At 58.6% G+C, this 18,441-nt stretch carries 16 protein-coding genes and 3 pseudogenes; 11 read left to right on the forward strand and 8 right to left on the reverse strand.

Annotated features, from left to right (window positions below; all coding sequences use genetic code 11):
- Window positions 1-76 precede the first annotated feature (76 nt).
- Entirely contained in the window at window positions 77-2,092 is a 2,016-nt protein-coding gene (locus tag AC07VO_RS26770; protein WP_173861169.1) for a sigma-54 interaction domain-containing protein, read from the reverse strand.
- A gap of 194 nt (window positions 2,093-2,286) precedes the next feature.
- Between AC07VO_RS26770 and AC07VO_RS26775 the strand changes: the two genes are divergently transcribed.
- From AC07VO_RS26775 to AC07VO_RS26785, 3 genes are all read left to right on the forward strand, one after another.
- The gene (locus AC07VO_RS26775; RefSeq protein WP_086944899.1) at window positions 2,287-3,309 is read left to right on the forward strand and encodes a Gfo/Idh/MocA family oxidoreductase; all 1,023 of its coding nucleotides are present in this window, start codon (window positions 2,287-2,289) and stop codon (window positions 3,307-3,309) included.
- Window positions 3,306-4,094 carry a TIM barrel protein gene (locus AC07VO_RS26780; protein WP_064618542.1) on the forward strand — a complete coding sequence of 263 codons (789 nt, stop codon included), beginning with the start codon at window positions 3,306-3,308 and terminating at the stop codon, window positions 4,092-4,094. The genes AC07VO_RS26775 and AC07VO_RS26780 overlap by 4 nt, the downstream gene beginning before the upstream one ends.
- 217 nt (window positions 4,095-4,311) lie before the next feature.
- Window positions 4,312-5,238: a sugar ABC transporter substrate-binding protein gene (locus AC07VO_RS26785; protein ID WP_064618544.1), complete on the forward strand. Its 927-nt coding sequence runs from the start codon at window positions 4,312-4,314 to the stop codon at window positions 5,236-5,238.
- An 84-nt stretch (window positions 5,239-5,322) separates the two neighbouring features.
- Here AC07VO_RS26785 and AC07VO_RS26790 read toward each other — a convergent pair whose 3' ends face one another.
- Both AC07VO_RS26790 and AC07VO_RS26795 read right to left on the reverse strand, forming a co-directional pair.
- Complete coding sequence (locus tag AC07VO_RS26790) at window positions 5,323-6,306, reverse strand: GlxA family transcriptional regulator (RefSeq protein ID WP_026331794.1); 984 nt, start codon at window positions 6,304-6,306, stop codon at window positions 5,323-5,325.
- Window positions 6,307-6,516: 210 nt separating this feature from the next.
- Window positions 6,517-6,621 (reverse strand): annotated as a pseudogene (locus AC07VO_RS26795) (hypothetical protein); the annotation flags it as partial.
- On the opposite strand from AC07VO_RS26795, the pseudogene AC07VO_RS26800 reads away from it, so the two are divergent.
- A pseudogene (locus tag AC07VO_RS26800) lies at window positions 6,575-6,688 on the forward strand (3-methyl-2-oxobutanoate hydroxymethyltransferase); the annotation flags it as partial. The pseudogenes AC07VO_RS26795 and AC07VO_RS26800 overlap by 47 nt on opposite strands.
- A gap of 163 nt (window positions 6,689-6,851) precedes the next feature.
- On the opposite strand, the gene AC07VO_RS26805 reads toward AC07VO_RS26800, so the two are convergent.
- Both AC07VO_RS26805 and AC07VO_RS26810 read right to left on the reverse strand, forming a co-directional pair.
- On the reverse strand, window positions 6,852-7,520 hold the full coding sequence (locus AC07VO_RS26805; RefSeq protein WP_086944902.1) for a hypothetical protein: 669 nt from the start codon (window positions 7,518-7,520) through the stop codon (window positions 6,852-6,854).
- 116 nt (window positions 7,521-7,636) lie between these two features.
- Window positions 7,637-8,812: a XylR family transcriptional regulator gene (locus tag AC07VO_RS26810; protein ID WP_086944903.1), complete on the reverse strand. Its 1,176-nt coding sequence runs from the start codon at window positions 8,810-8,812 to the stop codon at window positions 7,637-7,639.
- Window positions 8,813-8,987: 175 nt separating this feature from the next.
- On the opposite strand from AC07VO_RS26810, the gene xylA reads away from it, so the two are divergent.
- The 4 genes from xylA to AC07VO_RS26830 all read left to right on the forward strand — a co-directional run bounded on the left by xylA (window position 8,988) and on the right by AC07VO_RS26830 (window position 14,226).
- Window positions 8,988-10,304 (forward strand): xylose isomerase, encoded by a 1,317-nt coding sequence (gene xylA, locus AC07VO_RS26815; RefSeq protein WP_086944904.1) that lies wholly within the window; start codon window positions 8,988-8,990, stop codon window positions 10,302-10,304.
- 148 nt (window positions 10,305-10,452) lie between these two features.
- Complete coding sequence (gene xylF, locus AC07VO_RS26820) at window positions 10,453-11,454, forward strand: D-xylose ABC transporter substrate-binding protein (protein WP_018930054.1); 1,002 nt, start codon at window positions 10,453-10,455, stop codon at window positions 11,452-11,454.
- 78 nt (window positions 11,455-11,532) lie between these two features.
- Window positions 11,533-13,089: a D-xylose ABC transporter ATP-binding protein gene (xylG, locus tag AC07VO_RS26825; RefSeq protein WP_086944905.1), complete on the forward strand. Its 1,557-nt coding sequence runs from the start codon at window positions 11,533-11,535 to the stop codon at window positions 13,087-13,089.
- On the forward strand, window positions 13,090-14,226 hold the full coding sequence (locus AC07VO_RS26830) for a sugar ABC transporter permease (protein WP_018930052.1): 1,137 nt from the start codon (window positions 13,090-13,092) through the stop codon (window positions 14,224-14,226).
- A gap of 87 nt (window positions 14,227-14,313) precedes the next feature.
- Here the strand turns inward: AC07VO_RS26830 and AC07VO_RS26835 are convergent, their stop codons facing one another.
- Entirely contained in the window at window positions 14,314-15,213 is a 900-nt protein-coding gene (locus tag AC07VO_RS26835) for a DMT family transporter (protein ID WP_018930051.1), read from the reverse strand.
- A gap of 147 nt (window positions 15,214-15,360) precedes the next feature.
- Entirely contained in the window at window positions 15,361-16,440 is a 1,080-nt protein-coding gene (locus tag AC07VO_RS26840; protein WP_086944906.1) for an SDR family oxidoreductase, read from the reverse strand.
- Between the two features lie 74 nt (window positions 16,441-16,514).
- On the opposite strand from AC07VO_RS26840, the gene AC07VO_RS26845 reads away from it, so the two are divergent.
- The gene (locus AC07VO_RS26845; protein ID WP_018930049.1) at window positions 16,515-16,904 is read left to right on the forward strand and encodes a MerR family transcriptional regulator; all 390 of its coding nucleotides are present in this window, start codon (window positions 16,515-16,517) and stop codon (window positions 16,902-16,904) included.
- Between the two features lie 283 nt (window positions 16,905-17,187).
- On the opposite strand, the gene AC07VO_RS26850 is transcribed toward AC07VO_RS26845, so the two are convergent.
- Window positions 17,188-17,799, reverse strand: coding sequence for a TetR/AcrR family transcriptional regulator (locus tag AC07VO_RS26850; RefSeq protein ID WP_086944907.1), 612 nt, complete (start codon window positions 17,797-17,799; stop codon window positions 17,188-17,190).
- Between the two features lie 85 nt (window positions 17,800-17,884).
- Here AC07VO_RS26850 and AC07VO_RS26855 point away from each other — a divergent pair, with 85 nt between their 5' ends.
- A complete protein-coding gene (locus AC07VO_RS26855; protein WP_026286721.1) occupies window positions 17,885-18,232 on the forward strand; it encodes a darcynin family protein in 348 nt (115 codons plus the stop codon).
- 103 nt (window positions 18,233-18,335) lie between these two features.
- Window positions 18,336-18,428, forward strand: a pseudogene (locus AC07VO_RS26860) (VOC family protein); the annotation flags it as partial.
- Window positions 18,429-18,441: the final 13 nt, after the last annotated feature.

Here is an 18,441-nt window from a genome sequence, read left to right on the forward strand (position 1 = left end):
GCGCAGCCGAACGCAGCCTCGCAAGCTCGGCAGCTGCTACAGATCGCATTACGGCTTAAGTGAACAGCATTACCCATCAGAGGTCGGTGCTCGCACGAAAAGCATCGGCGCTCAGCCCGAACCGATTCATCTTGTTGTACAAGCCGCCACGAGAAACGTTCAGTTGCCGGGCGGCCAGGCGGATGTTGCCTCGGGCATCCTTGAGGGCGGCGATGATCGCGTTCATTTCATGGGTGCCAAGGTCAAGCGCAGCCCGGGGTTCGGGCACACTTCCCGGCACCGATGGCCGCAGCCTTTGCTTGATTTCAAGTGGCAGGTCACCCGGCTGGATCATCTCGGTCATCGCCAGATTGGTTGCGCGCTCGATGGTATTTTCAAGCTCCCGAACATTACCCGGCCAGCTGTAGGCCGAAAGAATATCCAGCGCCTCTGGCGAGATGCCCTCCACCGATTTGCGCAATGACCGCGCGCAACGAGCGAGAAAATGTCGCGCCAGCAAGGGCACATCTTCCCGGCGCATCCGCAGCGGCGGAACCGTCAGGTTCAGGACGTTGAGCCGGTAGTAAAGATCCTCACGGAAAGCGCCATTGGCCACCGCCTGGCTCAGGTTGCGGTGGGTGGCGGCGATGATGCGCACATCCACCTGCTGCGATTTTTTCGCCCCCACGCGCGTCACCTCGCCTTCCTGCAAGACCCGTAGCAGACTGACCTGGGCATCGAAAGACATGTCGCCGATTTCGTCGAGGAAGATTGTGCCGCCATCGGCCAACTCAAACTTCCTGGCAGATCCGCCGCGAGCCGATCCGGTGAAGGCGCCCTCGACATGACCAAACAGTTCGCTTTGCACCAGATCGCGCGGAATGGCTCCGCAATTGACCGCCACGAAAGGACCGTCGCAACGCTCGCTGGCGTTATGGATCGCCTGGGCGAACAGCTCCTTGCCGGTACCGCTCTCACCCAGAATCAGCGTGGTCGATTCACTGCGACTGGCGATCCGTCCCAGGCGCAAGGCGTCTTGTATCGCTCGCGAATTACCTTGAATGGTCTCGAAGGTGTAGCTGGCTTGAGTGCCGATGACCCGGCGCGTAATTTCGCGGATGCGCCGGTTCTCACGCAACGAAACAATCCGTCCACCCTGCTCCAGCGGGCACACCGACACTAGACACGCCAAATGGCTGCGATCATGCAGTTCAAACGTGCAATCCAGATCTCGTAGCCCTTCCCCGCCATGCAGCAGAATCTTATCGGTCAGTTCGCTTTGCCCCAGACGACGGAACGGGCTGCCGAGCAGATCCTGGCCCACGCGGAACAATTGCCGGGCATAACGGTTGAGCGCCTTGATGCAGCCCTGCTCATCCAGCACCACCAGTCCCTCGTTGAGCACTTCAAGCACGGTTTGTTGTTCTTCCAGCAGGCTCTGCAGCGCCATCTGCCGCGAGACCGCTTCGGCCGCGGCCTGGACGGTGCCCAGCGTATGAAAATGAAACCAGCCCGGCTCAGCGGTCAGGGTCAGCATGGCGAGCGTCCTGCCCTGCGCATCCCTGATCGGCGCGGCGGCGCAGTGCATGCGCCGTCGACGCAAGCCGCTGGCGAAGTTTTCCTCGGCCAGCACATACACCAAGCGATCTTCGGCAAGCGCCAGCCCCGTGCAGTTGGTGCCCTGCACCGACTCCAGCAATCGGCTGCCCACCGGTGTGAGGTCCAGACCACAGAAATACAGGGTCGTGCCTTGAGCATCGGTCAGGTTGATATGGCCCCTGGGGTTGTAGGCCAGCAATCCCCCCATGACCTGCGCCGCCGCTGCAATCAACGTGCGATTGGCCGCCAGCGTCGCGGCCAGAACGGCAGGAGCAACAAATCGATATTCGCCATCCTCAGGATCGAGGCCGGTGCCGACGCTGCGCCGCCAGGAATCCCAAATCACCTGCCTGACCCCGGCAGGTCGATCGGTGCGCCCGTTCAGACACGCCAGCCAGGCCTGTTCCAGCGCGGCGATCGAGCCTTCGTTCAACGACGCGGGGCCGAGAGCGGTGATGTAATCGAGGTCTTGCGCGCTGAAGGCTGTTACCTGTGGGTTGACCATCATCGACATCCGCTTCCATGTTCATGTTTTAGACATGTCAGTGTAGACATGTCCTGCGAATGAACACTTCTTTCAAAAAATATTGATTAACCCTTTAAATATCAAAGACTTAAATACTGGCACAGCGCTTGCTCAAAAGGTTATGCCAGCCGAGGACATTCCTGCGGCCGAGTCACTGAACAACAATAAAAGGGAGTCAATTCATGAGTACGTCCAAGATCATCCGCCTGGGCCTTATCGGCGCCGGCCGCATGGGCAGTTTTCACGGCCAGACGGCCGCCCGGCACATCCCCGGCGCCTGCCTGGCCGCCATCGCCGACCCGACACCCGGCCAGGCCGCTCGGTTGGCGGCAGAGTTGGGGGTGCAGAAGGTCTATACCGATCCACAGCAACTGCTCGATGACCCGGAAATTGACGGCGTCCTGATCGCCGCCCCCGCCCGCAGCCATGCCGAACTGGTGATCAGTGCGGCCCGGTCCGGCAAAGGTGTGTTTTGTGAAAAACCCATGGCCATTACCCTCGACGAGGCCGACCGCGCGATCGCCGCAGCCGCCGATGCCCGCGTGCCGCTGCAGGTTGGCTTCAATCGTCGTTTTGCCAAAAGCTTCCGCACCGCCCATCTGGACGTGGTCGCCGGCCGTATCGGTACGCCGCAACTGCTGCGCTCGCTGACCCGCGACCCGGCACTGAACAATCCCGCCGCTTCGCCGCAGTGGGTGATTTTTCTCGAAACCCTGATCCATGACTTCGATACCCTGCGCTACCTCAATCCCGGCACCGAAGCGGTCGAGGTTTATGTCATGGCCGATGCGCTGATTGCACCGGACTACAAGAGCAAAGGGTTTCTGGACACCGCCGTGGTGACGATCCGTTTCGACAACGGCGCCATCGCCACGGCCGAGGCCAATTTCCAGGCCGTTTATGGCTACGATGTTCGAGGGGAAGTGTTCGGCAGCGCCGGCATGCTGACCATGGGCAGCGTCAATGACTCAGACCTGGTGCGCTACTTGGCTAATGGCATCCAGGCCGACACCCAACGCATGGACACCGACCTGTTGCGGGATGCCTATGTGGCCGAGCTCAATCACTTTGTCGACTGCCTGCGCACCGGTGAAAAACCACTGGCCAGCGGTGAAGATGCCCGAGCGGCACTGGCCATTGCCCGCGCGTGTATCGAGTCCGTCCAACAGGGCAAAGCAGTGCGCGTGCAAGGAGCCCGTTCATGAGTTTTATCCCGTTCAAACTGGCGATCAGCGCCGAGATGGTATTCCTCGACCTGCCGTTCACCGAACGCGTCAAACGGATTCACGCGCTGGGTTTCAGCGCCGAAATTTGGGACTGGACCCAGAAAGACATTCCGGCCCTGGTCGCCACCGGCGCCGACTTCACCTCCATGACCGGCTACATCTCAGGCAACCTGACCGACGCCGAAGGCATCCAGCATCTGCTCGACAGCGCACGGGAATCGCTGGCCGTCGCCGCACAACTGAATTGCCCGAGCCTCAACCTGCATGGCACCGGCCTGGGCGATAAAGGCTTGCCGGTCAAACCCGTGGCCCACACCACCGGACGCATGTGGCTGAGCGCCTGCAAGACCCTGGAAAAAATCGCTCGCCTGGGCGAAGACGCGGGCCGAGTGTTCCTGCTGGAAAACCTCAATACCGAAGTGGACCACCCTGGCACACCCTTCGCTCGCGCCGACGATACCCTGGCGCTGATCGAAGCCGTGGGCAGCCCGCATTTGAAGATGAACCTGGACCTTTACCATGCGCAGATCGGCGAAGGAAACCTGATCGAACTGATCCAGCGCGCCGGCAGCGCCATCGGCGAAATCCAGGTGGCCGATGTCCCCGGCCGCATGGAGCCCGGCACCGGTGAAATCCATTATCCGGCCATTGCCAAGGCCTTGTTCGGCATGGGATACACCGGGGTCGTCGGGCTCGAGGGCTGGGCCAGCGGTGACAGCGAAGTGGCACTTGAGCGTTTTCGGCAAGCCTTCACGCTTGATTGAAATGTCGCTCTCTTTGTAGCCGCTGCCGAGCCTGCGAGGCTGCGTTCGACGGCGAAGCCGTCGTGAATCCAGCTGACGCGGTCTGCCTGACGCACCGCGACTTCTGGTTTGACGACTGCTGCGCAGCCGAACGCAGCCTCGCTGGGGCTCGACAGCTGCTACAGCGTAACCAGCCCCTACGTTTTGGATCTCTCATAACAACAAAAGGAAAACCATCATGCGTCGCTGCACACTTCTATTTGCCACGCTGTTATTACTCGCCAGCCAATGGGCCGCCGCCAGCTATCGCATCGGCGTCAGCATTGCCAGGGTTGACGACAACTTCATGACCTATGTGCGCAGCGGCCTGGAAAATGCTGCCAGGAAGGAGAACGTCCAGATCCAGTTCGAGGATGCCCAGGGCGATGTGGTTCGCCAGCTCAATCAGATTCAGGGCTTTCTCGGTCAAAAGGTGGATGCCGTCATCGTCCTGCCCGTGGATACCGCCGCCACCGCCAACATGACCCGCGCAGCCGTCGAGGCGAAGATTCCTCTGGTCTACGTCAACCGCCACCCGGACGAACGCGTGCTGCCCAAAGGCGTGGTCACGGTGGCGTCCAATGACATCGAGGCCGGGCAACTGCAAATGCGCTACCTGGCCGACAAGCTGGGGGGCAAAGGCAACATCGCGATCATCATGGGCGACCTGGCACAGAACTCCACGCACGACCGCACCGAAGGGGTCAAACAGGTGCTCAAGGACTACCCCGGGATCAAAATCATCGAACAGCAAAGTGCCGAGTGGCAGCGCAACAAAGGGATGGACTTGACCAGCAATTGGCTGCTGGCTGGCACTGGCTTCGATGCCATCGTCGCCAACAACGACGAGATGGCCATCGGCGCGGCCATGGCACTGCAGCAAGCCGGCAAAGCCAAGGGCGAGATTGCGATTGTCGGCATCGATGGCCTGCCCGACGGCCTGGCGGCGATCAAGCGCGGGATGTTGGTCGCCTCCGTCTTTCAAGACCCCAAGGCCCAGGCGACCAGCGCGGTACAAGCGGCCATCAAGATGATCAAGGGCGAGCCGGTCGAAGCGGATGTCTGGGTACCCTTTCAGCTGATCACGCCGGATCAGGTAGCGATGTTTGAGCAGCATTACAAATAGCGTCAAAAGCCGATCGATGGCTGCCCTGCGGGACGGGGCAGCAATCGGGCCGGAAGTCAGGTGCGCAGAGGTGAAGGAAAGCCTTTATTTAACGAGCCGCTTTTCCTTGGAAGGTCTGTACCCGAAGTACGAGCTATAACACTTGCTGAAATGACTGGGCGACACAAAACCACAGGCCACCAACACGTCGACCTGGGACAGTTCGGTGTGCTGGAGCAGTCGCCGTGCTTCGGTGATGCGCAGTTCCATGTAATACCGCTGCGGCGTTGTACCGAGTTGCTCCTTGAACAAGCGTTCCAGTTGCCGCCGGGAACGTCCGGCATAGGCCGCCAGTTGCTCCAGCTCCAGAGGCTCTTCGAGGTTGGCGTCCATCAGCTTGACCACCTCGCGCAAGGGCGCGCTCACACAGATATTTTCAGCCGGTTTGATGCGCCGATAGCGAGACTCCTCGAACGCCAGAATGTCCTCGATCCCCTCGACGAGGGCTTTATCGTGCAGGCCCTTGATCCAGTCCAGCGCCATATGAAATGCCCCCGAGGGGCTGGACGCGGTGAGGCGGTCGCGATCAATGACGTAGGGTTCACTGGTGACTTGCGTCGCCTTGGAGATTTCCGCGAGTGCGGGGCGATGTTCGGGGTGAATGGCGCAACGATACCCATCGAGCAAACCTGCGCTGCCCAGAAACCATGCGCCATTCCACAACCCGGCCAGGCAGACACCCTGGTTCGCCGCCATACGCAACAGGCTGATGAACTCGTCATCAGCCTTGAGCTCTGTCCTGTAGCCGCCACAAATCACCAGCAGATCCAGGTCGTGAATGGCTGAAGCATCCAGACGTGCATCCGGCCGGATGACCAGCCCCAAATCGCTGATGACCTCGCCGTCGTTCAAACCGAACGTTCGCGAAGAGAACAACCTGGGTCGTAGAAGATTCGCGGTGACAATGGTGTCCAGTGCCTGGGTGAACGCGGGCAGCGAAAAATGCTCGAGCAGCACAAAGCCTGCCCGGGTCATTCGAGCAGGCTCATCAGGGTTTTCATTCAGATAGCGGAGATTTTTTCCCTTCATGCCTCCGCTGAATTGGCGTCGTTCGATCAATGTTCGACCCACTCGGTTACTGCGTAGATAAAGCCTAATGCTAACTGTAGAAGCGCAAAAAGCCCTAGCACCATTATGCGACCGATCAAGCCAGTTGAAACCCGTGACGAAGCGGGTCTTTGCCAGGCGCTGGACGTTAGGCAGCGTGGAGAGGCGTTCATCATAAAGCTGCTGGAAAGACGGCAGATCCCGAGAGACGACGTGGAGCAGGTAATCGGGCTTTCCAAAAAGCCTTTGCGTCTCTGCACACATCACCGCCGCCGTTGCCATTCCTACCGTCGGCATCGGTGCTGGCAACGGTTGTGACGCTCAAGTATTGGTGTGGCAAGACATGGCGGGACTGCGCACCGGACCTCGGGGGAGCTGAACACTGAAGTTGTCTAGTCCTGAAATAGGTTTACACCTGTTTCACCCCAATGCCGTCCCCTATTCCGAAATAGGACTTCCCACATTATCCTGTGAACACCGTCGCAAGAGTAGCCACCAGGAGAGAGCCGAGACGGTACAATTCCGTCCTATCTGATTTTCGTTTGCAATGTTTTTGTCAAACTGGAAAAGTTTCTCAGCATCCCTGAAAAAGAAAACACCCCCCCATTCGTAAGCTTTACCACCACGCGTGGGCTACCTTTATCTCGGCGTAACTGAACGTCTAAAACATCCCTCAACAGGAAGGTTTTTTTCGTGAATCCGTAAATCTCCACACGTGTCTCATCAACGCGAACTGAAAACTTGAAAAGATAGGCGGCGTATATGATTACAATCGTGGCAAAACCAAAGCACATCAGGTACCCGACCGACGAAATCGGTTTCGCAGGATTATCTGAAATGGCTGGAACGATTATGAAAATCACAGAAACGGCAACTGCCAGAAATACAACATGGAAGGGATATCGGTAAACAGCCTTCCCTTCATTTGGGGCGCGAACCGGCATATCACCGACAGATGCTAGTCGCTCTTGTTGCCCCATCGATTCAGCCCGCAGTTCATTAAGCAGCTTTGCTGTCGCTATCCACACTACGAAGGCTATGAATAGATAAGCCATGCAAAAGTAAAGCCCCGGCGAAATTCGTATACCCCACCATTCAAAAAGCCAATCTCCGCCTTTCACTGCCACGAAACAGCCAATGACGACCAAAACTAATGCTCTGACAATATCCGGAAAGTACTTTGGTTTTTTCCTCATTTGCCACGCTCCTTCTGCTTACACAGAATTTAGTCGTGTTGCATCGACCGGTTGAATCCACAGTCGAAACCATCCCTTCGCACCACACAACAATCGACCAACTGCACCCCGCATCACTATCTCGCGCCCTGCTGGTATTCACGGGGCGTACATCCAAACTCGCGACGAAACACCGTGTGTAGATATTGTGCGGATTTGAAACCGCAATTACGGGCAACGTCCGCAATCGCTGTGTCGGTATTTTCCAGCCCGCTGGTGGCGGCCGCCAGTTTGAAGCGCAGAATCTCGTCGTGCACGCTGCAGCCTCGCACAGTGCGAAAGTGCGACTCCAGCGATGAGCGCGACACGCCGACATAAGCCGCCACTTGCGCCGTTTTGATGCCCTGGCAGGCATATTGGCGGATAAACAGCAGCGCTTGCATGACGTAGGGGTTGCCCAAAGGTTGGTGCAAACTCGACACCTGCACGTTGATCGCATCAGGCGGGATCAGGATGTGCGTGCCCGTGGACGGCTTGCCGTGCAGCATCTGGTGCAGCAGTTGCGCGGCGGTGCGGCCCATGGTTTCGGTGCCCTGGATGACCGAGCTCAGGGGGACCCGGGTCAGGCTGCGTGTCAGGGGGTCGTTGTCGATGCCGATCAACGCCACCTGCTCCGGTACGGCGATTCCTGCGGTCAGGCAGGCTTGCAGCAACTGCCGGGCGCGGGCGTCACTGACGGCGATGATGCCAATGGGCTTGGGCAGGCTCTGGAGCCAGGCGATCAGTTGTTCGACGGCGCTGTCCCAGAGCGGTGCGCTGGTACCCATGCCGCGATAGACCTCGGCGTGCAAGCCGTCACGTTGCATCAGTCGTCGAAAGGATTTTTCCCGCTCCTGAGCCCAACGATTTGCCTGCGCTTCAGGCAGGCTGAAGCAGGCAAAACGCTGCAGCCCTGCCTCGATCAAGTGCGTGTAAGCCAGTGTGATCAGTGCGTTATTGTCGGTAGCGACGTACGGGATCCCTTTGGGATAGGCCCGTTCATCCTGATAAGAACCACCCACCGCCACCACGGGCAACTTGATATCGGCCAGCGCCTCGCCAATCAGCGGATCGTCGAAGTCGGCAATGATTCCGTCACCTTGCCAGCGCTCGATCCCTTTCAACCGGCAGAGAAAATCCTCTTCCAGGAACAGGTCCCAGGACGCGCGGGTGCTGCTCAGGTAGTTGCCGATGCCGCTGATGATGCCGCGGTCATAGATCTTGCTCCCGTTGAACAACAGTGCGATGCGGTGAACAGGCGGTACGGTTTTCATTGTTTTCAGGCTTGTTCCGGGCCCCTTGTCACGGAGGCGGTTTGCACAGACTAGGCGTGCAGACGGCGAATCTCAATACGCAAAATCGCACCCGCTGTTGGTGATTTTCATAATCAGCAGGCACGGGGCCGTTGTTAGTATCGAGACACGCCCAAGAACAACAAGGACATTGCCAATGCCGTACTTCCCCGATGTCGACCGGATCCGCTACGAAGGCCCTGCCAGTGATTCTCCCCTCGCCTTCCGTCACTACGACGCCGACAAAATCATCCTCGGCAAACCCATGCGCGAACACCTGCGCATGGCCACCTGTTATTGGCACACCTTCGTCTGGCCGGGTTCGGATGTGTTCGGTGCAGGTACTTTCAAGCGCCCGTGGCAACACGCCGGCGACCCGATGGAGCTGGCCATTGGCAAGGCGGCAGCCGCGTTCGAGTTCTTCTCCAAATTGGGTATCGACTATTACTGCTTCCACGACACCGATGTCGCCCCGGAAGGCAATTCGCTGAAGGAGTACCGCAACCACTTCGCGCAAATGATTGATCACCTGGAGCGACACCAGGAAGAAAGCGGGATCAAGCTGCTGTGGGGAACCGCCAACTGCTTCAGCAACCCGCGCTTTGCCGCAGGCGCCGCCAGCAACCCTGACCCCGAAGTGTTCGCCTGCGCTGCCGCCCAGGTATTCAGCGCCATGAACGCGACCCAACGGCTGAAAGGGTCCAACTACGTATTGTGGGGCGGTCGCGAAGGCTACGAAACCCTGCTCAACACCGACTTGAAACGTGAACGCGAACAACTGGGCCGCTTCATGCGCATGGTGGTCGAGCACAAGCACAAGATCGGTTTCAAAGGCGACTTGCTGATCGAACCCAAGCCGCAGGAGCCGACCAAGCACCAATACGATTACGACAGCGCCACCGTGTTCGGCTTTCTCCAGCAGTTCGGCCTGGAAAAGGAAATCAAGGTCAACATCGAGGCCAACCACGCGACCCTGGCCGGTCATAGCTTTCATCACGAGATTGCGACGGCCGTCTCGCTGGGGATTTTCGGCAGCATCGACGCCAACCGCGGTGATCCGCAAAACGGCTGGGACACCGATCAATTCCCCAACAGCGTCGAAGAAATGACCCTGGTCACCTATGAAATTCTCAAGGCCGGCGGGTTCAAGAATGGCGGGTTCAACTTCGACTCCAAGGTTCGCCGCCAGAGCCTCGATGAGATCGATCTGTTCCATGGTCACGTCGGCGCAATGGACGTCTTAGCCCTGTCCTTGGAGCGGGCAGCCGCCATGGTGCAGAACGACCAGCTCCAGCTGCTCAAGGATCAACGCTACGCCGGCTGGCAGCAGCCGTTCGGGCAGGCGGTGCTGGCGGGTGAGTTCAACCTCCAGTCATTGGCCGAACACGCATTCGCCAACGAGCTGAATCCGCAGGCCGTCAGCGGCAGGCAGGAGATGCTCGAAAACCTCGTCAACCGGTTTATCTATCGCTGATCGCCAACGGGTCTGCGGGCGCAACAACGCTGTGACATTCGCACGACAAATCTGTGTCCGCTGCGTCTGCAGATTCTCTACAGTTCTACCAGCCCGATACTCATCGTCAGGCCGTGTCTTTCAAACAAAAATAAAAGGACGCACCACCATGAAGAAAGTAAAACGCGCGCTATTGGCCAGCGCCCTGGCTCTGCTGTCGCTGCCGGTGATGGCCGATGCCGCCCACCCGAAAATTGGTTTCTCCATTGATGATCTGCGGCTGGAACGCTGGTCACGTGACCGCGATTACTTCGTTGCGGCGGCGGAAAAAATGGACGCCAAGGTCTTCGTACAGTCGGCCGATGCCAACGAGCAAAAGCAGATTTCGCAAATCGAAAATCTCATTTCTCGTGGCGTCGATGTGATCGTCATCGTGCCGTTCAACGCTACCGTCCTGACCAACGCAGTGGCCGAAGCGAAGAAAGCCGGAATCAAGGTCGTGTCCTATGACCGTCTGATACTCAACGCGGATATCGACGCCTACATTTCCTTCGATAACGAAAAGGTCGGCGAGATGCAGGCCAGCGGCGTGCTGCACGCAGCGCCCAAGGGCAATTACTTCCTGCTCGGTGGTGCGCCTACCGACAACAATGCAAAAGTCCTGCGCGAAGGGCAGATGAAAGTGCTGCAACCGGCCATCGACAAGGGTGATATCAAGATCGTCGGCCAACAATGGGTGAAGGAATGGAACCCTACCGAAGCGCTGAGCATTGTTGAAAACGCCTTGACCCGCAACGCCAACAAAATCGACGGCATCGTCGCCTCCAACGACGCCACGGCAGGCGGCGCCATCCAGGCCCTGGCCGCTCAGCAACTGGCCGGCAAGGTGCCGATTTCGGGGCAGGATGCGGACCTTGCAGCGGTCAAGCGAGTGATCGCCGGCACTCAAACCATGACCGTGTACAAGCCGCTGAAACTCATCGCCTCCGAAGCCGCCAAGCTCTCGGTGCAACTGGCGCGTAACGAGAAACCCGCCTACAGCTCGCAGTACGACAACGGCAGCAAAAAAGTCGACACCATCCTGCTCACTCCGACTCCGTTGACCAAGGACAACATCGACCTGCTGGAACAGGACGGGTTCTACACCAAGGCGCAGATTGCCGGAAAGTGATCATCACCCCGTAATGCCCCCTGCAGGAGCTCGCTCCTGCGGGACCAGCCCCGTACCTGCCGCTTATGAGTCTCTGCCATGTCCGACTATCTGCTGCAAATGAACGGTATCGTCAAAACCTTCGGCGGTGTCAAAGCGCTCAATGGCATCGACATCAAGGTCAAGCCGGGTGAGTGCGTCGGGCTGTGCGGCGAGAATGGCGCCGGCAAGTCCACGCTGATGAAGATCCTTTCCGCGGTGTACCCCCATGGCACCTGGGACGGTGAGATCCTCTGGGACGGTCAACCGCTCAAGGCGCAATCGATCAGCGAAACGGAAGCCGCCGGTATCGTCATCATTCACCAGGAACTGACGCTGGTTCCCGACCTGTCGGTGGCCGAGAACATTTTCATGGGCCATGAACTGACGCTGCCTGGTGGGCGGATGAATTACCCGGCGATGATCCACCGCGCCGAAGCCCTGATGCGTGAACTGAAAGTGCCGGACATGAACGTATCGCTGCCGGTTTCGCAATACGGCGGCGGCTATCAGCAACTGGTGGAAATCGCCAAGGCACTGAACAAGCAGGCACGCCTGCTGATCCTCGACGAGCCTTCATCGGCCCTGACCCGTTCGGAAATCGAGGTGTTGCTGGACATCATCCGCGACCTCAAGGCCAAGGGTGTTGCCTGTGTCTACATCTCCCACAAGCTCGATGAAGTGGCCGCCGTGTGCGACACCATTTCGGTAATCCGGGACGGCAAACACATCGCCACGACCGCCATGGCGGACATGGATATTCCACAGATCATCACCCAGATGGTCGGACGGGAAATGAGCAACCTCTACCCCACCGAACCACACGACATTGGCGAGGTGATTTTCGAAGCCCGCCACATCACCTGCTACGACGTCGACAACCCCAGACGCAAACGGGTCGACGATATTTCGTTCACCCTCAAACGCGGGGAAATCCTCGGCATCGCCGGGCTGGTCGGTGCAGGCCGCACCGAACTGGTGACCGCGCTGTTCGGCGCCTACCCCGGTCGTCACGAAGGCGAAGTCTGGCTGGATGGCCAACTCATCGACACCCGCACGCCGCTCAAGTCAATCCGTGCCGGCCTGTGCCTGGTGCCCGAGGACCGCAAGCGCCAGGGCATCATTCCAGACCTGGGAGTCGGCCAGAACATCACCCTGGCCGTGCTGGACAGTTACTCGAAACTGACCCGCATCGATACCGAAGCCGAACTGGCCAGCATCGATCGGGAAATTTCGCGCCTGCACCTCAAGACCGCGAGCCCGTTCCTGCCGATCACCAGTCTATCCGGCGGCAATCAACAAAAAGCCGTATTGGCGAAGATGCTGCTGACCAAACCCCGGGTCCTGATTCTCGATGAGCCCACCCGAGGTGTCGATGTCGGCGCCAAGTACGAGATCTACAAGCTGATGGGGGCGCTGGCGGCCGAAGGCGTGTCGATCATCATGGTGTCTTCGGAGCTGGCCGAAGTGCTCGGCGTTTCCGACCGCGTACTGGTGATCGGCGAAGGCCGGTTGCAGGGCGACTTCATCAACCATGAACTCACTCAGGAACAGGTGCTCGCCGCCGCACTCAGCCAGCCTGACAGCCATAACAATAAAGATCGGAAATCCGCGTAAATGAATCAGGTCAAACAACTCTTCACCCGCTACAAGATGCTCGCGCTGGTGTTTGCCGTGGCGTTTATCTGGCTGTTCTTCAGCTGGCAGACCGAGGGCGGATTCCTGACACCGCGCAACCTCTCCAATCTGCTGCGCCAGATGTCCATTACCGGGATTCTCGCCTGCGGCATGGTGCTGGTCATCATCAGCGGCGAGATCGATTTGTCGGTCGGCTCATTGCTGGGCCTGCTCGGTGGCGTCGCGGCCATTCTCGACGTTATCTACCACATACCGCTGCTGGCGAACCTGAGCCTTGTCGTCCTGTGCGGACTGCTGATCGGCCTCGCCAACGGCTACATGGCCGCCTACCTGCGCATTCCGTCATTCATCGTGGGGCTGGGGGGCATGCTGGCTTTCCGCGGCATTTTGCTGGGGATTACCGGCGGCACGACCATTGCCCCGGTGTCGCCGGAGCTCGTCTACATTGGCCAGGGTTATTTGCCACACACGATCGGCACAGGCCTGGGCGTTCTGCTGTTCGCACTGACGTTGTTCCTGACCTGGAAACAACGGCGCAATCGCGCCCTTCACGGCCTGGCGGCACATTCACTGGTGCGTGACGTAGCACGCGTGCTGTTGATCGGCGCGGTGCTGGCCGGCTTCGTCCAGACCCTCAACAGCTATGACGGCATTCCCGTGCCGGTCCTGCTTCTGCTGATCCTGCTGGGCGGGTTCAGCTACGTGACCAGTCAGACCGTCTTCGGCCGACGCGTCTATTCCGTGGGCAGCAACATGGAAGCGACGCGCCTGTCCGGTATCAATGTACAGGCCGTGAAGCTCTGGATTTTCGGGATCATGGGCGTGATGTGCGCCCTCGCCGGGGTGGTCAACACCGCGCGCCTGGCTGCCGGTTCGCCCTCGGCCGGCAGCATGGGCGAACTCGACGCCATCGCCGCCTGCTTCATCGGCGGCACCTCCATGCGCGGCGGCTCCGGCACTGTCTACGGCGCCCTCCTCGGCGCGCTGGTCATCACCAGCCTGGACAACGGTATGTCCATGCTCGACGTCGACAGTTATTGGCAGATGATCGTCAAGGGCAGCATTCTGGTGTTGGCCGTATGGGTAGATGTGAGCACCCGGACCGGACGACGCTGATCCGTTGCGGATGAGGCCAGAAGCGGTCAGTCGCTCAAAACACTTAAAAGCCACTGATTGCTAAAGCAATCAGGATCCGAAAACAGCTCACTCGGTCGAAGGGACGGATGCTTTGCTGCCCAAGCGGATCAGCTCATTGGAAAAACACAGGCCGACGATGATCAGTACTGCCCCTGCGTACAGGCTTTCGCGCGGTACTTCATTGAGCACCACAAACGCCAGCAGCGCGGCGAACAACGGCTCGGTCAGCTCCAGCGCCTGCACTTGGGATGGCTTGAGATACTCGATGGCCTTGGTGGTGCAGAAGAAGCCCAGGATTGTCGGCAGCGCGGCCAGCGCCAGCAGTGCGGCGATCGCCAGCGGCGACAGCTCGCCGATCGCGAAACCATCGGCCGCGGCCGGCATCAACAGGTACAGGCTGCCAAAGAACAACAATTGCCGGGTGAAGTGCAGCCCCCCCGACACACCCATCCGCTTCATGGCAACCGAAAAGGCCCCGTAGCCGCAGCCGGCCATGGAGGCTAGCGCAGCACCTTGCAGGGTAAAGCCCTGCTGCAGGTCGGCGCCGAAGATCACCGCGATCCCAGCGATAGCCAGTGCGGCACCCACGGTCGCGTTCGCGGTGATGGCATCCTTGAGGAAAATGCGCCCCAGAATGATCGAGGAAATTGAGGCACTGGCCATCAGCACAACCACCACACCTGCCGCAGCGTAGTGCCGATAGGCGGACGTTTCGAAGTGGAACAGCACAAAGATGCCAAGGAATGCGCAGATAGCCGCCTGAGTCCATTTGGTCGTCGACGCCGGACGCTTGAGGAAAAGCAGCAAGATCGAGAGAAGCATGCAACCCAGTACGGTCTTGATGACAGCGACACTGCTGGCGGTGAAGCCATTACTCATGAGTACTTTGCTGAGTACACCGATCGTTGCGTTCAGTGCCGCGGCGGAGAGGGCAAATATGATGCCTTTGCTGAAAGTAGATTGCATTGATGACGATCCCTGTCGCTGAATTGTCGTTCGATAGAATGCCGCCCTACATCGACGGCGCAAAGGTTGAGGATACGAAGATTCCGCCAACCCCACTATTTATTGTGACATAAGGGGCTAACGATTTTGTCGCCCCCAAGGGTGAAGTCAGAGGGCCTGGCCCTTGGCTATGCAATATGAGTTGACGAACGTTGCAGTGTGCTGCAAAGACTGACGTATATCCGGTTTGGCTATTCCATGTCTGTTGGCAAATTGCTCGACCGCTGCTGTATCAAAACGAGTGGTCTGGATAAAGTCCAAGGCTTCGGGTTTTGTATTCAAAAACCGCGCCACGGGAGGAATACTCAGTAGCAACTTCAGCAAACGGAGTGGAATGTAATGCTTGGGAGACTTTAAGCCCAAAGGTTGTGCCACCTGTACCAGGAGTTCTCGCAAGTTGGGAGTTTGGTCATCCAGCGCCAGCAGTTCCTGGCCCACCATGGCAGGATCAAAAGCACAAACCGCCACCAGCTCAACCAGGTAATCCACGGTGACCAGTGGCAGCCAGTGCTCGGCGGTACCGGGCACTGCAGTCAGCTTTCCCTGCACAAGGTTGCGTATCAGCTCCACCAGCGGCTGACCTTCAAGGATATACCCCGTGCGGCTGTGGCCACAAACCGTCGCGGGGTGGACAACGGTCATCTCCCCGCCCTTGGCGGACATGACCTCCAGGGTCGCAAAATGCGCCTCCAGCTTGCTCCCCTCGTAACCACCGACATGTCGGTAGACGGCAGGCCAATTCGTCAGCTCCGGATAACGAGGATCAATTCCGATGCGCTGCAGATGTTCATGATTTTTCAGCATGTAGCCGCCGATCATCACTAACCGGCTTTTTTGCTCAGCCGCCAACAGCGCCACGCGCTTTGCCCCTTCCACATTCACCGCACGAGAATGCTCCACTGAAAGCCCCCATGCGAAGTGGGCGCCCAGGTGGAATATGACTCTGGCACGCCTTAGCACTTCTCGGTCAGCAAGACTCAGCCCGAGGTTGTCCCGTTCCAGATCGCCAGCTACGGCAAATACCCGGGTTGCGCACCCTCCCAAATTATCGACTTGCTCCCGCAGTGCAGCTAGTCGCTCCGGGCGACGCATCAACACCCGAATGGTGTGACCTTTTGCACTCAGGTACGCCACCAAATGTTGACCGATGAAGCCGGTACCCCCCGTGACAAAGCACTCCACGCTCATTTCCCTGTTCCTTGTTTAAGGTGAGAAATCAAGCGTAAACTATCGACCCAACTCTACAGTCAAGAGGTGTTTTCATGAAAATCGGTGAACTCGAAACCCGCAGCGGCGCCAGCCGCCATACGCTGCGTTACTACGAGCAAATCGGCCTGATCTCATCGCTGCGGCAAACTAACAACTATCGCGTTTACACAGCGCAAACTCTGCAGGATCTGGACTTTATCCAGCGCGCGCAAAGCATGGGGTTTTCCCTGGGGGAAATAGGCGAGATTCTGGATGCGCAGCGGAACAAGCTGATCGATTGTGCTGACGGCGCTAAGCTAATTGAAAAAAAGATGGCAGAAATCAAACAGAAAATCGCCAGCTTCCAAAGCATTTATCGATATCTGGATGAAGAGCGTGCAAACCTCGAAGCCAGTGCTGCCAAGCAACTTGAGCTTCAGCAGCGGAACAACGCTTCCAACTGAACTGTCAGCTTCTGGGAAACGGAAGCTGCAGCCTGCTTACCGTTTCAAGCCCATCGCTTACGCATGTTCTAAAACCTTGTGGCCAGGCCCTAGGGAAATTCTGAAAAAGACTTCCTGATTTTGGCAAAATTTCCGGACTTCCCCCGCCGAGCTTCCAGAGAGTTCCGATAGCGCTACCTCTCGCCCACCGTTCCAGTCAGAGGTTCGCCGAGCACAATCGATCACCACCCTTACACCATCCGGTCTTGTCTCCTGGCCGCCAAGAGCTGGCCCAGACAGCCCACTACCCGCACAAAAACCCCAGCAACGCTCGCATCACCCGTCCTTCCAAACTCACCGCATCCGTCTCCCCCCGCTCCCCCGCCGCATCGATCATGCCGTGGGCCATCGCCAGCAGGTCTTGCGCGGTCTGCAGTACATCGGCGCAGACCCACGGGGCTGACGGAAGGGTCAGCGCCGCTATCAGTTCGGTAAGAATGACGTTGGCCACGCGCTCATGGCGCTCTTGCAGCGGTAAGCGACGCTCTTCGAAGTCGATGATTCTGGCCAGTTCCGGGCGCCGTAGCTGGTGGGCGACGGAGGCCTGGACCAGTGCGCGGATGCGTGCGAGGGCGTCGTCGTGTTGATGGACGTGCTGGACGTCATCGAGCAACTGAGTGGTTTCGCGTTCGATCAAGGCGACGGTCAGGGCGTCGCGGTTGGGGAAGTACTGGTACAGCGAGCCGATGCTTACGCCGGCGCGCTGCGCCACGGCGTTGGTGGAGCAGGCGGCGAGGCCGTCGGTTTCGAGAATGCGAGCAGCGGCTTCGAGAATGGTCTCGACGGTGTTGGCCGAACGGCGCTGGCTCGGGAGTTTGCGGGGGTTTAAGGGCGGTATTTCGCGGTGTTTGGTCATGATCGGGATGCGAGTTTTAAATATGAGTTATGACTCGTATTCTGGATTGGCTTTCCCCACTCTTCAACTACCAGGAATCATTATCATGGCTACGACATCACTGAGTGTTTTCATGTTGGTCAAGACCACCCAGGAATGGCTGGGGTTTTCAGTCGAGCATCGCTTTGAGCTGATGCGCACGCAGATGGAGCCGATTTTGCAAAAGCATGCGGCGCAGGTCTCGATGCGGTTTTTCGACATCGAGTTCTATTCGGCGCGGGTCACCGATCTGTGGTTGTGGGAAACCGACAGTCATCATGCGTATGAACTGCTGGTGGAGGATCTGCGGGAGACGCCGTTCTGGGATCGGTATTTCACCATCGTCGAGATTTTGCCGGGGGTGGAGAATGCCTATGCCAAGAATTATGATCAGGCACCGTTGTTGAGTGCGTAATGAAAATACCCCGACTCCACCCGCCAAGTTTTCCGATGAAGCAAATGACTTTCGCCGATGCCGAGTACGCCGGAAAACGCAAGCAGACCCGTAAAGAGTTGTTCCTGATCGAGCGGCGGCCAAGCGCGCGTTCGACGCCATGATGGGGATGAGCAAGATCGACATCGCAGCGATCGAAGCGGCGCTGGGGCGTTAGCCAACGCTGCTTG

This window comes from Pseudomonas sp. GW821-FHT03E01, assembly GCF_059420765.1.